The organism is Mesorhizobium sp. M7A.F.Ca.MR.176.00.0.0, from assembly GCF_004023165.1.
Lineage (GTDB): Bacteria > Pseudomonadota > Alphaproteobacteria > Rhizobiales > Rhizobiaceae > Mesorhizobium.
Window position 1 is genome coordinate 42541 of record NZ_RZTC01000002.1, and the last position, 15344, is coordinate 57884.

Below are 15344 nucleotides of genomic sequence, written 5' to 3' on the forward strand. Positions count from 1 at the left end.
AAAGTTTACCCTTGGCGACAAAATTTGTATCACAGTAGGTCTCACAATATTTATCATAAATAGTAATTGGGCGCGCTCGGAACGCGACGCGAAGTGATTGATACCAAAAAGTTTTTTGCGACACGCGATGATCATTGTCGGAAACCGCCAGTCTTGGCGAAGAAAATCGCACCGGAAAGGCTTCGATGGGCCGCTTCCCGTCTACCGTGGGAGCCGATGGATGGCATCAGGCGCACCCGTCGCTGGATTGGGACTTGGCGGGTGCGTCCCATCCAGACAGCCATGCCGGTGCCGTTTGACACTCATTGCGGATGGCTCGGCTCTGAGGTAATTTAGATCCTGATCGGATGGGAAAGTGCCTGCTGTCGCGACGGTTTTTTGTTTTCTGTTCCTGTCTCGGCTGATTGTGAGCTCTTTAACAGCCTTGATACCGCAACCTTGGGGGCTTGTGGTCATCAGGTAGCGACGGTGGAAACAGGCCATGCTCCGACTTTGCGGATTCATCGCGGTCTTCTTCGTAGCGGCCCTTACGACCTTCGATGCGTCGGCCGATCGACGGGTCGCCCTGGTGATCGGCAATTCCGACTACCGGCAATTCCCGGCGCTGAAGAACCCGGTCAAGGATGCCGAGGACGTCTCCAAGACGTTTCGACTGGCAGGGTTCGAAGTTTTCGTTGCAAGCAATCTCACCAAGCTGCAGTTCGAAGAGCAGTTCCGCAATTATCTTGCCGCGATCGATGGCGCCGACCTCGCCGTCGTCTACTATTCCGGTCACGGTTTCCAGATCGGCGGCGAAAACTTCCTGATTCCCGTCGATGCCTCGTTGAAGCAGGCTGCGGACATCGAGGTCCAGGCCATCAAGCTCAACGATGTCCTGGAACAGATGCGTTCGAAATCGAAGATCCAGGTGATCGTCCTCGATGCCTGCCGCAACAATCCGTTCCCGCGCAAGAATTACTGGCTGAGAGACCAGCTTATCACCGGAGGCAACGCCGGGCTCGCGCAGGTCAGAAGCTCGCTGAACACACTCATTGCCTTTGCCACCGAGCCTGGGGCGGCGGCCTATGACGGCAGCGGCGACCTCAGTCCGTTTTCGGCGGCGTTTTCCCGTCGCGCGCTGGCCCCGAACCAGGAGATCCGCACGGTCATGGCGGCGGTGCGCCGGGATGTGGTGGAGGCAACAAAAGGCCTGCAGGTTCCCTGGGAGAACTCGTCGCTGATCGACGAAGTGGTGCTGATGCGCCGCAGCAACCGCCCCTCGCTGCCGCCGGTGCTTGAAAAGGTCGTGTTGTCGGGGGTCGGCCCGGTCGATTTAGGCCTGCCGGAACCGGTCGATGTCGACGGCGGAACGATCACCGTGAGCATCGAGAGACCACCTGCTCTCGGCCGCCTCATGCTGGACGGGAATCCTGTCGAGGTTGGCGAACCGATCCAGGGCAAGGACCTGCCGCGTTTGCAGATGGATGTGCCCAAGGGGGTCGACGCGCAGGACGAGGTGGATATGCTGGCCTACGCCACGCATGACAATTGGGGCGGTCAAAGCCAGGGCATCCTGGTGTTCCGGGTCAAAAGCGGCGAAGGGGCCCATGGCGAACAGGTCATGGCCTCGCTCGCGGCCGAGCAAAAGCAACAGGTGGTGGAGCGCGGCATTCATATCACAGGTGCCGCCGAGGCGATCGAAAACCGCGACATTGATGTTCCCGTTGGCGTGGGCCCGGTTGCGCTTAACCTGGATTTCCCGACCGACGATCCCGCGGTCAGTCTCAAAGTTTCGGCATATCCCGCGACAGGAACCCTTTCGCTCCCCGACAGAACCCTGTCACCTCAGTCCAGCCTGATGGCCGCTGAAGTCGACCGGCTGCGCTACGAACCTCAGATCGGAGTCGTCGCGCCGGTCGAGGTCGGCTTCGAAATCCGTGCGGACAGCGCTTCGTCCAAGCCCGCCACGATGAAGCTGTCGCCAAGCGTCGATCCGTGCGACTCCGCCGCCGGCGAGCCTCTGGACCTGCAAGGCGTCGTTCCCGGCCTGCTGCCGAACGAAATCGGCGCCAGCGCCGTGGAGGTTTGCGAAGCCGCTGTGAAGGCTTACCCCGATGTCCCACGCTTCCGCTACGAACTGGGGCGCGCGCTGCTTGCAGCCGGCAAGGTCGAGGAAGCGAAGACAGCCATCGAGGAGGCCGCCAAGAAGGGACATGTGCGCGCCGTGTTCGAGCTCGGCTACATGTATGCGACGGGAACCGGTATGGCCATCGACCGCACGCAAGCCAACGCTCTTTACGCAGCAGCATCCGACAAGGGCGATCCCTACGGCATGACGTCCTGGGGCCGTATCTTGTTCAACGGCAGGGGCGTCAAGCCCGATACCGCCAAGGGCCTGGACCTGCTGCTCAAGGCGGCGGCGATGGGGCACACCTATGCCATGAACGATCTCGCCGCGATCTTCACCGAGGGCCGCAACGGCGTGCCCGCCGATGCGACCCGGGCCGTTGCTTTCCTCGAGGCCGGCGTGCAGCGGCAGGACATGTATTCGATGAACCTGCTCGGGCGCAATTATCTCAACGGTCAGGGCGTTGAGAAGGATCCGAAGACGGCGCTGGGGCTCTTCCAGAAGGCCATGGACCTCGGCCAGCCCTACGCTCCGGGCAGCCTTGCGCGCATGTACCGGGACGGCGTCGGGGTCGAGCAGAACGTCGCCGAAGCGCAAAGGCTGTTCGAACTGGCGACCGCGCGGGGCGACCAGTCGAGTGCCTATGACCGCGCGGCCCTCGAAATGCAAAAGGCCGACAAGGCCGACCAGGCCGTCGCCGTGCGTTTCCTTGCATTCGCGGTCGCGCTCGATTTTCGCAAGGAACTGCCGGACGCCCAGAAGATACTGGCACAATTCGGGGCGAAGCCGAAAACGGCGGCGTTGAAAGCGCTGCGCCAAGAACTCAAGTCGAAGCTTCCCGCGTCCGGTTCGCTGGACGCACAACTGGTCAGCGTGGCCAGGCGAGTCTGGGAAGAAGCCAATCCGCGTCGGGACTTGTTCTGATCAACTGGGAGGCAAAGATGGGCAGGATATCGAAGCAAGCAATCATCGGAACAATTCTGTCCGGCGTCCTGGCGGGGCTCATGGGCTGCACGTCCTTGGTGCCCCAGCTTGAACCTACGCCGCTTGTGGCGAAGCCCCAGCCGAAGGTCGTTCGCACGGCGCCGCCGCGAAAGGTCGTCAAGAAGAAGATCGTCAAGAAAGTGGTCCAACCGGTTGAGGAGGTCCAGCCGGTTGAAGGGGTCCCTGTAAAGCCGCCTGTCTTTCCCACTGCGGGTGGAGGCGGAAGCGGAGGGGGAAGCAGCGGCGGTGGCGGCGGCTGGGGAGGAGGTTAACCAGTAGGTGTAAAGGGGGAGGCGTTTCCGCCGCAATCAGTAAATCCAGACGCCAAATCACACCGATCCGCCAACAAGCGCTGCTACCCCGGATGCAGCCTCCGCATCCCTGTACCCGCCTTAGCGCACCATCCCGCAACTTGAGCGCGAGCGACATTTTCACGCTTTCGCGACGACCGGCGCACCTGCTCGCCAAGCGGGTGCAAGTACTCTATGCTCCTGCCAGGTGTCGTGTCGATACGGTGGTCCTGGGCAGGGGCATTCCATGTTCGAAGTCGTCGCATTCTGGTGGAAGACGAGGCTGAAAGACCCCGCCACACGAGGTCTAGGCCTGATCGTCGCGCTTTCCGGCTTGCTGCTGCTCGGATCGCAAACCGCCAACGCCGCGCCGAACTGGACGCTTGATCCCACAGCATCAGTCATCACCTACCAGTCGGTTAAGAAGAACACGATCGTCGAGACCAACAAGATCAGGAACATCACCGGCACACTTAATTCGGCGGGTGATGCCAAGGTCACATTCGACCTCAATTCGGTCGATACCGGCGTCGACTTGCGCAACGTCCGCATGCGCTTCCTGTTCTTCGAGACATTCAAGTACCCGACGGCCGAGCTGACGGCCAAGGTGGATCCCGCCGCATTCGCCGATCTCGCGACAAAGCGCAGGGTGAAGTCGACGCTGCCTTTCCGTCTCAATCTGCACGGCGTCGACAAGGACCTCGAGGCCAGCATCGTCGTCACCATGATCAGTGACAACATGGTCTCCGTCGCTTCGGAGGCTCCGGTCGCGGTTCATGTGGAGGATTTCGGCCTGCTGCCGAATGTCGACAAGCTTCAGCAGGCGGCCAATGTGACCAACATCGTTCCGACCGCGTCGGTGTCCTTCGATTTCGTCTTCACCGCTGACGGCAGCAAGCCCGCCGCCGCCCAGACCGTCGCTGCAAGCACAGCCGACGTCGGCCCCGTTGCCACCGATGCCGCGAAGGCGAATTTCAGCGATGAGGAATGCCTGAACAGGTTTACCGTGCTCTCGCGCACTGGTGCGATCTACTTCCGTCCCGCCAGCGCGCGGCTCGATGCGAAAAGCCGGCCGTTGCTGACGGAGGTCGAAGGTGTCGTCGGCAAATGCCCAAGCTTGAAGGTCGAGGTCTCCGGTTACACCGATTCCGACGGGTCGCCGGACGCGAACAAGCTGCTCTCGGAGCGGCGAGCCCAGGCGGTTGCCGACGCCCTGATTGCCGAGGGCATTCCGCGCAATCAGATCAGCGCCGCCGGCTATGGCGAAGATCGGCCGGTTGCCGCCAACGATACGCCGAAGAACAAGGCGCTCAATCGGCGGATCGAGTTTTCCGCCTCCAAGCTCGTGAACTGAGGTTCCGGTGAGGTCCGATCTGATCGCCTGTTGCGGTGGCCTCTTTCGTGCCGCCGGGCTTGCCGCGCTTGCCTTGCTTTTGACTGTAACAGCCGCCAGTGCCGAGCGCCGGATCGCGCTGGTTCTGGGCAATTCCCAGTACCAGCACGCGGCGCCGCTCGCCAATCCGGTGCGCGACGCCCAGGCCATGGCCGAACGCTTGAAGAAACTCGACTTCGAGGTCTTTTCCGGCTTCGACCTGCCCAAGCTGCAAACACAGGCAACGATCGCCCAGTTCGCAAAGCAGGGGCGCGGTGCCGACATCGCCCTGTTCTTTTACGCCGGCCACGGCTTGCAGGTTTCGGGCAAGAACTACCTACTTCCAGTCGACGCCACGCTTGAGGACGAAACCTCCCTCGACTTCGAGGCCGTGTCGGTTGACCTCATTTTGCACCAGATGTCGCGAGAGACCAGCATCAGGCTGGTATTTCTCGACGCTTGCCGCGACAATTCCCTCGCGGAGATGCTGGCCAAGACCGCTGGCGGCAAAGGCGCAAGCAGCGGCCTTGCCGAAATCCCGATAGAGAAGGGCGGCGCCGGCACGCTCGTCGCTTTCGCCGCCAGTCCCAATCAACTCGCCTACGACGGGTCGGGCGAACATTCGCCTTTCACCTCGGCGCTGCTCAAGCATATCGGCGCACCGAACGTCCCCATCACCGAGGCCATGAACGGGGTCACCAGCGACGTCTTGAAGGCAACCACCGGCAAGCAACATCCCTGGATCAGCGTCTCGCTGACCACGGAGGTCGTTCTGCACAAGGTCGATCTCAATGCGCCATTGATCGTGGGCGAGGCGAGCGCGCCTCAGGCCGAAGGCGGATCCGACGCGCGCAACACCGGCGCTGCAAGCGCATCAGGCCAAAGCGACGACCAGCTTGCGCTCGATGTGCTGCGTCAGAAGATCCCTAGGCTGGGGTCGGACGCCCCGATCTTTTTCGACCATCCGATCGATTTCGGCGATCCGGCAATCGACGGCAAGAGCATCGCCCAGCTAATCAAGGGCAAACCCCTGTTCAGCCCGGTGGAGGGATTGGACAAGTCGGTATGGGAGGACAAACGCTGCGACGGCTGCCATGAATGGGACGAGGCACGGCTATGCGAACAGGCGAAAAATTTCGCCACCAACGATGCTTCCGTTTTGCGCCTGCAACATCCACTTGGAACGCGCTTCAAGGTGGCGCTTGCCAAATGGGCTCAAGGTGGCTGCAAGTAAGCATCCGCCGATTGGCGCAGCGCCTCGATCTCGGCCATCTGGATGCCCATTTCGACAAACGCGGAAAGAACGGCAAAGCGGTCCACCAGTGCGACACGCGCCAGCCCGGCCAGAACACCGGCATTGACTGCATGGGCGGCAGGAAACGTTAAGGCCGATGGTGCTTCTGCGCCGACAACAGATCCGACAATAAAGGAACCGTTGTCACGCCATCCCGCCGCCCGGGCAATCCAGGCTCCCGGGGTTGTTGGCGGCGTTGCCTCTGCCTGGCTCACTGCGGCGCGATGGTGGGGGCTGTCCGGTTCACCAACCCAGTCGCGAACATAGGCGAGCAACTCGTGATCAGTCCCATCGAGCAACTCGCTCAGATGGCTCAGGCATTCATGCGCCCACCAGACCGCAGCCCGATCGGGAAGCAGGTAGGCACAGAACGTGATCGCCTCTTCGGGAACGCGCCCGGCGAGCAGGTCGCGGCAAAATTCGATCGATTGCTGTTCGGTTGGAAGGGCTCTCATGTCCCGGGCAATAGCGGGACAAGCCATGAAGAGATCCTGTGCCGTTTTGAATCGGAGCTCATTGGCCATGACCGCCACGCCTTCATCGAGAAGCTCCAACCACTCAAGCCCCAGGCGCGGCGCGGGTCAAGTCTCAACCGGTGACGCTGCAACAACTGCCGGCACCGCCGCATCCCCTGGCGTTTATCGACAGACAATTGCCCCGGAATTTGGTATGATCACCACCATCGAAATCGGATGCTCAAGCAGGAGTAACCGCTATGCAGTGGGGCAGTTCAGCCTTGGTGTTGGCAGTCGTGTTTTTCTCGACTCACGCTTCCGCCGACCCTGTTCAGAAATCAGAAGACATCGTGAAGTTTTTTGCCGGCGCCGCCGACCTCGGTAAGTCGCGAGGAATTTGTGTAGGAACCGAGGAAGAGTGCAAGAGCAAGACCAAGGCAAAAGACGCGCCGGCCGAAAAATCCAGCCTCGATATGCTGATCAATTTCGGGTTGGATTCGGCCGAACTCGACGCGACAGCGCGCAGTGAACTCGACGAGTTCGCCAAGGCCTTGAAGGACAGGCGGCTGAGCACATTCAACTTCGTTGTCGAAGGCTACACCGATGCCACCGGCACGGTCCACTACAACGAAGGCCTGTCGCAACGGCGAGCGCAATCGGTGGCAGCCTTCCTGACGGCCAATGGTGTCGAGGCCGCCCGCATCAACCCGATCGGCATGGGCGAAAAGAATCCGCGCAGCCCCAACCCGTACGATCCGGCTAACCGCCGCGTGGAAATGCGGATAAAGACGCAATAGCACCTACCGCGTGCCACTGTTCCAGGAACGCCGGCGGTCAGTTCTTGAGCACGCCGCCCACAGCCACACCGGTGCCGAAGATCAGCGCCTTGGTGAGGAAGTCGTTGTTATCCCGGGGCGGCGGAAGATCATCATCCTGCCGCACCACTGTGTCCCGGTTGCGCCGCTTCTGAACGACCTGCTGTTGTTTGCGGGGTTTCTGTGCCACCGGTCTCTGCGTGCGGACCTTCTTTACCACCTGTTTTTTCGGCTGCGTCGCACGGGCCTGATCGGCAGCATATCTGGCGCGCACGGTTTCCATCATCGGATCAGTCTGGATCACCAGGAATGCAAGTTGCTCGCGTGTCAGATAGCTGGTCTGCGGCAGGCCGTTCTCCACCTGCCAAATACCGATCGCCTGGCGGGTCTGTGGGCCTATGTTTCCGTCGACGCGGCCAAGCTCGTTGCCCAACGCTTCGATGCGCAATTGCAAGTCGATGCGACCCTGGCGGTCGAGGCCAATGGCATTTTCCGTCAACTCGGTGCCCGGTGTTTGCTTCACCTCGTCGGGGACGCCGACCGAGGTGCGCACTGCGGAGCCGGAACTGGCGTTCGCCTGGTCCGTATCGAGTGCCGCGACCTGCCGGTTCTGGGCTTCCGGGTCGTTCAATTCGTCGATGTTCAGCCGCGCCACCGTGGCGAAGCGGCCGTTTGGGAACTGCTCGAGATAGGCCTCGTAGAACGGCACCGAGTTGCGCTTGGAGGCTTCATCCCAGAGCCGCTGCTCGACTTCCCAGGAAGGCGGGTCACCAACCACCAGCGTGGGGGCGGTTGCCGCCCCGGCATTGGCAGGCTGTGCTTCAGGCGCCGCCACGACAACGGGTTTTCCAATGAAGACCTCGCGCCCCAGCGACGCGTTGTGCCAAGGCCTCTGGCGACCTTGCGTCGTCTCGGTCACTTCGCCGCGCACGCGCGTCAGCGCGCTCTGGATCTCAATGCCGGGTTCGGTCAGGTGCCTGGCGAGCGCCGTGGAGTAAGGGCTGTTGACGCCGTTGCCGTCGAAAGCGATGGCGCCCGGATCGGTTGCATAGGCGATCAGGATGCCGCCCGTGCCTACGCCGTCCGATCTTGCTTCGATCGGTGCCAGACCGGACCCCAACGAACGCGACTTCGGCAGCGAGGCGGCCAGCGTCCTGGCGAGCGGATTGTCGCGGCAGGCATCGAGTATGATCACGCCGACCGCCGGATCGGGCGGCAGCGCCGCCAAGAAGTCGTCGACCTGAATGGTGCGGGTCTTGAGATAGGCCGGCGACGTCAACTCGGCGTCGACCGGTATCACGAAATTCTTGCCGTCGACCTGCATGCCGTGCCCGGCATAAAAGATGACGGCGAGGTCGGCATCGTAAGACTGCTCTGTGAACCGGCTGATGAGGCTGTGCATGCCGGCATTGTCCTGATCCATCCCCTCGATCACCTCGAAGCCGGCATTGCGCAGCGTGGAGGCGATGAGGTGCGCGTCGTTGGCGGGGTTGGGCAAAGCGACAGCATGAATGTATTTGCTGTTGCCGATGACCAGCGCAACGCGCTTGGCGTCGGGCGTGGCTGCCTCGGCGCTGAACGCGGCAAGGACAAAAAGGAAAAATCCCCTCAGAAATACGGTCAACGCTTTCATGGACCAGCCCTCCGCCCACCAGGGCGCACTGTTGATGTCTGCGCATGCTAAATTTCGTCAGCGACAAGGTCGCTTATGCCAAAATGGCTCTTGGGCTTTTGTGATCCTGACCACAGTCTTGGTTCACAAAGGACCCGAAAAAGTTTGCTATTGTAACACTTGGCAGCAGGAACACCAATGGTCTGGAGCGAAACGCGCGCCGCGCGGGGCGGGTCAAATCGAGCCTATTAGAGTCGTAATCGCCTGCTTGTATTTTTCGAACTCCGGCGATGTCTGGCGGACTTCCGTCGTGGTCGATACCGGTTGGCCTGCGCCGGTCCCCGCGGGGCTGAGCTTTCGGCCCATTTTCCTTTCGGCCCAGTCCACGACATAGCCGGCGGTCTTGCCGGTGAGGAACGGGTTGGCCTGAATGACGGCCGACCCGAGCACGGCGCTCAATTGCGCCGAACCCGACGCCGACAGCACCTGATGCGCGCCTTCCATGCCCAGGAAATGGCAGAGATAGAGCCGGCCGGCTGTGATCTGGTGGCCTCGCGCCCGAAGATAGGCCTCACCCTCGCGCGCAAGATTGCGCACCATCTCGCGCGAGATCGTGTAGTCGTAGCGCAGAGCAAGGAGATCCGCATTTGAAAGTGTGCGCGCCAGTTCGGGACGGTAGGTGTTCATCATCCTGATCCAGGTCTTCGATATGAATTGGCCGGCACCGGTTGCTGAAGAAAGCGGGTTCTTGGCGCGGGCGCTGCCACCACTTTCGACATGAACGATACGGTCGGTCAGTGTTTCGACAGCAGGATCGCTCGTTGCGACCGCGGCGGTCACCGTGCCCAGCGGGTCGATCGCCCCGCCATTCTGATAGAGCTCGAAATGCAGATGCGGCCCGGTCGACAGGCCGGTGGTGCCGATATAGCCAATGATGTCGCCGGCCTTCACCTTTGTGCCGACACCGCTTGCGATTGCGAATTTCTGCATATGCGCGTAGCGCGTCTCGCGTCCGGTGGCATGCGCAATCTTCACCAGGTTGCCGTAACCACCGCCGTCGCCCTGGAAGGCGATCTCGCCGTCGAAGGCGGCTGCGATCGGCGTACCCGAGGGGGCTGCCCAATCGACGCCCTTGTGGATGCGAACCACGCCCAGAATTGGGTGCTTGCGCGGACCGAAGGTGGACGTCATGACCCCGTTGACCGGCGTGACCATGCCGTTGGTGACCGTCAGCGAGCGAACCTGATCGTCGCCGGTAACGCACGCAAACTGACCGTCGCTCTGCTGGAAGACGAAGCATTCGAGGCTCTTTTCAGTACCCTGCACACCGACATACAGCACGCGTCCGTCGGTCTCGCCCTTGCCGCGGGGCGTTTGCGAATAGAGCAGGACAAGGCGCTGGTCCTCGCTGGCGAAGGCGTCCAGATCCTGTCCTCTCGACAGGTACATGATCGCTTCGCCGATCACGCCGGTCGGAACTTTGTTGCGCGCAGCCGTCGAATAGATTGCGTCGAGCAGGCGATATTGCCGCTTGTGCGTGCCTTCTTCCGGTGCACCCGAATAGTTGAACAGATCTTCGCGGACCCAGGGATCGACACCCGATACGAATGCACCCGCGGCGTTGCGCGTCAGCGTGCCGACAAAGACGTTCTTGGCGTAGATCGACACCTGCATGAGCGACATTGTTGTCGTCTCGCGCGTCGGCCTGAAACCACGCATGGCGACGACATAACCCGGTTCCAGGCCTTCGCGGTTGAAAAGCGCCTTCAGCGCTTCGCCCGCCCGCCTGGCGTCCTCGACGGAGAAATGCGCATCGAGCGCAACGCTGTCCAGGCTGCGGTCGTTGAGGATTTTCACGAACGTGTCTTCGGTCGCCTCGAACCGCTGATACTCATTCGTGACGGTTGCGACACTCGTGTTGTTTTCGATCTGTGTCTTCTGGAATGCGGGCAGGGCTGCTTCGCCTGCATCGATTGTTTCACCCCAGCCGGCTTCGGGATCGTCGGTGCCCATCTGCTGCCCCGAAGCAGCCGGAGCCTCGTTGGGGGCAGGCGAGGGCTGAAGATCGTTCTGCAGATCCCCCGCCGGCGGCTGAAGATCGTCCTGCAGATCGTTGGACGGCGGCGGGGCGGTCTGCCGTTGCGCCTGGAAGAATGCGAAGTCTTCCTGCGTCGACGGTATCGTCGTCATGAATTTTTCGCTGGCGCTGAGCATCACATCCGACAGGATTTCGATCTGCGGAGAAATCCCGGCCTGATCGAGATCCGCCGGCTTCGCGATCGAACGGCCCCTCGACGTGGCGTCGGCGTCGGGGGCAGGGGTGATCCACATCGGGTCCCCGGCAAGGTCGATAATGGCAGGCACATAGACCGATGCATCGGCCGGCACGTCGTCCACCCCTTCGACCGCGTGAAGCTCTTCGTCTTCGTCGCCGAACGACCAATAATCGGCGGTGAGGTAGAAGCCCACGGCGATCGACAGCATGATGATCGCGGCAAGACCGGCAAGCAGCCGGCGCCAGAGCTTGCGTCTGCGAAGCGCAAGGCGCTCCTGCTTCTTCTGTCTGAAGCTCATGTCGATACTGTGCGTCACGGGCTGCTTCCGGTCAGGAAGAACGTCCACCGCACCTGTTCGAGCGTATCGACTTCGAGAAATTGCGCCGCGATATGGCCGCGCTGCCAGCATTCGTCGATGCCGCGGACCGAGAAACGCCGCCGCTCGATGCACATTTCGGTCGATCCGGTGAGGATCGCATGGCCAAACACGTCCGTGGCATAGATGTAGATGTAGCGGTTCGTCAGTTCCTCGCGGATGACGTTCACGCATTGATTTGCGCCGATGGTCCACCAGCCGTCGGTCTGGTCCGCATTGTCGATCTTCTGGCCGACTGCGAGATTGACGACGTCGAGTGTCTGATTGCAGACCGTGAATTCGGCTCGCGCTTCGCCCGATGACAGCACGGCCAGCAGCGCGGCGCCCGCGATGACCGCAAGCTTCATGCGGCCCGTGAGCGCAAGCAGGGCTCGAACCGGATCACACTGCTTTATGGGCAGGTCGGCGGACGAGTGGGGCAAACACGAGCAGCGTTCCATCGGGCGCCCATGCTATCCGCCGAGCCGGAAATACTTGGCAGTGGCTGAGAACTGAGATCCGTCGGTCTCGATTTCCTCGAGAATCTTGGGCAGCAGCACTGAGGCCGACGTCGGCGTGGAGAACGCAGCCGCCTGAATATCCTGGGGCCCCGTGATCACCATTATGATCTGCGGCACAGCCTTTCCGGCGGCCTTGTCGGCGGCGCCGAGGCCGATCGGGATGCTGAAGGTAGCCTTGTCCGATTGTGCGACGATGCGGTCGTCGAGATTGAACACCATGCCTTTGTGATCGATCAGCAACACGCTGGAAATGAGCCCGCCACGCGTCACCAGCGTGCCGCTGATCGGCGTACCGTTCGGCACCGATGTCCGGTCGAGAACAAGCTGCGGCTTGTCGGCCGCGGTCTGCCCCAGAAAGCGCAGAAAATTGGTGACTTCGCATTGGCTCGGCTCAATGAGGCGGACGCTGATGTCCGGCTCGACATGGAATTTTGCCTGGAAATCGCCCAGCATGCGTTCGAATGGCTGGACCGCCGTTCCAAAGCCTTCGATCGCGGCGGCCGTGTCGGTTGCCGAATTCATGCTCGCATAGAAACAGTCGCCGCCGCCGAAGTCGCGAACCCAGGAGATTCGTTGCGCGATGTCGTCGACGGCCGGGGGAACCGTCGGTTTGGGCACGTTCAACACGACGACAGGTTGGTCCGGCTGTTTGGCCGCCGGTGGCACGGTCTTTTGGCTCTCGGCGTCCGCGATATCCGTCTGGCTTGCAGTGGGTTTGGGGGCCGGCGCGGCCACCTGGGGCGCTGCCGGCTGGCTGATCTTTGGCTCGGGCTTTTGGCTCTCCACAACCTCCGGCTGGGCCGGCGGCGCCTTTTCGGACGGCTGCTGCGCGTCCGTTGCCGATGACTTCGGGGGGGCCTCGACCTGCGAGGGGACAGTGGGCTTCGCCGGCTCCGGCGTTTGCACTGCCCTGGCATCAGCCTGGCTTCCAGCCGGCGGCAGGCTCGCCTCTGTTTGCGGTTGCGCTTCCATTGCCGGTGGCTTCGCGGGTTCCTCGGTCTGCGAAGGGAGTTCGGCCGGCTTGGCCGGTTGCGGCTTTTGAGCCGCCGCGGCATCTGGCTGGTTTTCAGCCGGCGGTACGCCGACCTCCGGCTGCACGGGCGGAACTGGCTTTGCCGGCTCAGGGGCGTTCGCGACTTTGTCGGCGGAGGTCGGCTTTGACGTTTCCGGTGCAGGCTTTGATGGTTCGGGCGCGGAAAGCGATGTCTCGCCGGCAGTCGGCGTCGCCGGCGTCATGAACCCGCTCAGATACAGGCCCGCGCCTGAGGCGACAGCCAGCGTCGCCAAGGCAGCGATCGCGATGGTTCGGGTCTTTGTGGATTTCTTGGGCATATCCGCCGTGACCGCGCGTGGCGGGCCGGCGACCGGCGAAGGCTGCGGTTCGGACAAATGCGCGGGCCGGACATGCGGGACGAAGCGCTGCTCGCCCGGGCTCGTTGCCGTCGGCGCGTTATGTCCCGCGACATTGGATGGCTGGGGCTGGCCCTTGGGATCAGTAGCAAGGGTTTGCCCGGCTGGCGGCAAAGCCGGCCGGTTGCGGGGTGTGATGGACGTCGGCGGCTTTGTTTCTTCGTCTTCGCCACGCGTCATCCTGGCGATATCAGCCATGCTGACCGGCCGGTCTCGCGGATCCGGTTGCAGCATGGCTTCGACAATGTCACGAAAATCGTCGTCGATGTCGGAGAGGTCAGGCACGGCCCGGCGCTTTTCGATGATCTCGAGCTGCGATCCGCTCATGTCGATCGGCTTCCCGCGCAGAGCGGCAGCCAGCACCAGTCCAAGGCTGTAGATGTCGGACTGTTCACTGACGTCGCCGCTGTACAGCCCGAGCTGTTCGGGTGAAACGTAGTTGTACTTTCCCGCGAACTTCCCGCCGATCAGCGTCTCCCCGCCTACGGTCGCTGATCGCGCTATGCCAAAATCGATGATCTTTGCGCGGTCGACCCGGCCCCCTGGCAGGATGATATTGTCCGGCGAGAGGTCGCGATGGATTGCTCCCGCTTGATGCACGGCGCTCAGGCCGGATGCGAGGCGATGGCAGAGCTTGCGCACCTCTTCCGTCGGCATCGGGCCACGTCGCATGATGTCGTACAGCGACGCGCCGTCGACGAATTCCATGGCAAGGTAGGGACGGCCGATCCCGGGATCGATGGTGAAGACGTGGTATCGCACGACTGCGTCATGCGACAGGTGGTTGAGGATCGAGGCCTCCTTGCGGAACAAGGACAAGATCGTCTGGTCACGGGCAAACTCGGGCAGGACGATCTTGATCGCGACGTGGTCTCCGGTCTGGATGTTGTGGCCACGGTAGACCTCGCCCATGCCGCCGAATGCGATCCGCTCGTCAAGTTCATAGATGCCGCTGAGCTGCGTGCCTACGGCGGTATTGGCCACCTGCGGCGATATTCGCGTCTTGTCGTCGGCGCTCATCGGCCTCGGCCCTCCGCTCCGGACAAATCAGGGTGGAGCGATTGTCCGTTGCGCCCTTTTTTGATCTTCACCAGCACGATGGTGACATTGTCTGTTCCGCCCCGCGTCAGCACCGTTTCGAGCAGATTTTCGCACGCCGCCTGAGGGGGCGCCGATACGACCGCGGCCTCGATTTCAGCGTCGGTGACATGCGCCGTCAGCCCATCGGTGCTCAACACAAAAATGTCCCCTGGCATCAGTTCGCCTTGTTGGAAATCGATGACGAATTCCTCGCTGACGCCGACAGCATGCGTGATGACATTGCGGCGTGGCCAGGTGAGCGCCTCGGCTGCACTGATCATGCCTCGATCGAGGAGTTCCTGCACTTCGGTGTGGTCTTTCGAAATCTGCGAGATCGAGGCGTTGCGGATCAGATAGATCCGGCTGTCGCCCGCCCACAGGCAGGCAAACCGTCCGTCCATCGCCAACAGGGCGGCGACCGTGGAACCGATGGTTATGCCGCGAGATTCCGATATGCCGCGGATCTCTGCATTGGCGCGGCTCAGCCGGTCCTCGAAGCGCGCCCTCAGATCCGGAGCGGAGCTTGCGATGCCGATCGTGGCCAGATGGTCGACAATGCTGGCTGAGGCGACCTCTCCGGCCTCATGCCCGCCCATTCCGTCGGCCACCGCCCAAAGGCCGGTTCGTGGCTCGAGCAGATAGCTGTCCTCATTGAGCTCGCGGACACAGCCTTTGTGGCTCACGCCGAAGCTCTCGAAGAGAAGGGCGACATCGTTCAATTTGCCACCAAGCGCTTCTCAAGCGCCCTCCACGGCGCACCGCCGGGTGCCCGC

At 62.1% G+C, this 15344-nt stretch carries 10 protein-coding genes; 4 read left to right on the plus strand and 6 right to left on the minus strand.

The window, feature by feature from the left end; all coding sequences use genetic code 11:
* Positions 1-481: 481 nt before the first annotated feature.
* The 3 genes from EOB59_RS01155 (at position 482) to EOB59_RS01170 (ending at position 5987) form a co-directional block, all read left to right on the plus strand.
* Positions 482-3031 carry a caspase family protein gene (locus EOB59_RS01155; protein ID WP_128287429.1) on the plus strand — a complete coding sequence of 850 codons (2550 nt, stop codon included), beginning with the start codon at positions 482-484 and terminating at the stop codon, positions 3029-3031.
* A 597-nt stretch (positions 3032-3628) separates the two neighbouring features.
* Positions 3629-4735, plus strand: coding sequence for an OmpA family protein (locus EOB59_RS01165; RefSeq protein WP_128287430.1), 1107 nt, complete (start codon positions 3629-3631; stop codon positions 4733-4735).
* 7 nt (positions 4736-4742) lie between these two features.
* Positions 4743-5987 carry a caspase domain-containing protein gene (locus EOB59_RS01170; protein ID WP_128287431.1) on the plus strand — a complete coding sequence of 415 codons (1245 nt, stop codon included), beginning with the start codon at positions 4743-4745 and terminating at the stop codon, positions 5985-5987.
* Here EOB59_RS01170 and EOB59_RS01175 read toward each other — a convergent pair.
* A complete protein-coding gene (locus EOB59_RS01175; RefSeq protein WP_245486493.1) occupies positions 5969-6601 on the minus strand; it encodes a hypothetical protein in 633 nt (210 codons plus the stop codon). The two genes, EOB59_RS01170 and EOB59_RS01175, sit on opposite strands and share 19 nt — an antisense overlap.
* A gap of 161 nt (positions 6602-6762) precedes the next feature.
* Between EOB59_RS01175 and EOB59_RS01180 the strand changes: the two genes are divergently transcribed.
* A complete protein-coding gene (locus EOB59_RS01180; protein WP_127321072.1) occupies positions 6763-7299 on the plus strand; it encodes an OmpA family protein in 537 nt (178 codons plus the stop codon).
* Positions 7300-7336: 37 nt separating this feature from the next.
* On the opposite strand, the gene EOB59_RS01185 is transcribed toward EOB59_RS01180, so the two are convergent.
* The 5 genes from EOB59_RS01185 to EOB59_RS01205 form a co-directional block, all read right to left on the minus strand.
* Positions 7337-8950 (minus strand): caspase family protein, encoded by a 1614-nt coding sequence (locus EOB59_RS01185; RefSeq protein ID WP_127321071.1) that lies wholly within the window; start codon positions 8948-8950, stop codon positions 7337-7339.
* Between the two features lie 213 nt (positions 8951-9163).
* A complete protein-coding gene (locus EOB59_RS01190) occupies positions 9164-11521 on the minus strand; it encodes a M23 family metallopeptidase (protein WP_128287432.1) in 2358 nt (785 codons plus the stop codon).
* The gene (locus EOB59_RS01195; RefSeq protein WP_164895545.1) at positions 11518-11928 is read right to left on the minus strand and encodes a DUF1036 domain-containing protein; all 411 of its coding nucleotides are present in this window, start codon (positions 11926-11928) and stop codon (positions 11518-11520) included. The genes EOB59_RS01190 and EOB59_RS01195 overlap by 4 nt, the downstream gene beginning before the upstream one ends.
* A 105-nt stretch (positions 11929-12033) precedes the next feature.
* Complete coding sequence (locus EOB59_RS01200) at positions 12034-14511, minus strand: serine/threonine-protein kinase (RefSeq protein WP_128287433.1); 2478 nt, start codon at positions 14509-14511, stop codon at positions 12034-12036.
* Positions 14508-15290, minus strand: coding sequence for a protein phosphatase 2C domain-containing protein (locus EOB59_RS01205; protein WP_128287434.1), 783 nt, complete (start codon positions 15288-15290; stop codon positions 14508-14510). Before EOB59_RS01205 ends, EOB59_RS01200 begins: the two co-directional genes overlap by 4 nt.
* Positions 15291-15344 lie beyond the last annotated feature (54 nt).

Bases quoted from the DNA above. Each gene is read 5' to 3' on its own strand.
- EOB59_RS01155 (WP_128287429.1), top strand. From the start codon at position 482: ATGCTCCGACTTTGCGGATTCATCGCGGTCTTCTTCGTAGCGGCCCTT.
- EOB59_RS01165 (WP_128287430.1), top strand. From the start codon at position 3,629: ATGTTCGAAGTCGTCGCATTCTGGTGGAAGACGAGGCTGAAAGACCCC.
- EOB59_RS01180 (WP_127321072.1), top strand. From the start codon at position 6,763: ATGCAGTGGGGCAGTTCAGCCTTGGTGTTGGCAGTCGTGTTTTTCTCG.
- EOB59_RS01185 (WP_127321071.1), bottom strand. From the start codon at position 8,950: ATGAAAGCGTTGACCGTATTTCTGAGGGGATTTTTCCTTTTTGTCCTT.
- EOB59_RS01195 (WP_164895545.1), bottom strand. From the start codon at position 11,928: ATGAAGCTTGCGGTCATCGCGGGCGCCGCGCTGCTGGCCGTGCTGTCA.
- EOB59_RS01200 (WP_128287433.1), bottom strand. From the start codon at position 14,511: ATGAGCGCCGACGACAAGACGCGAATATCGCCGCAGGTGGCCAATACC.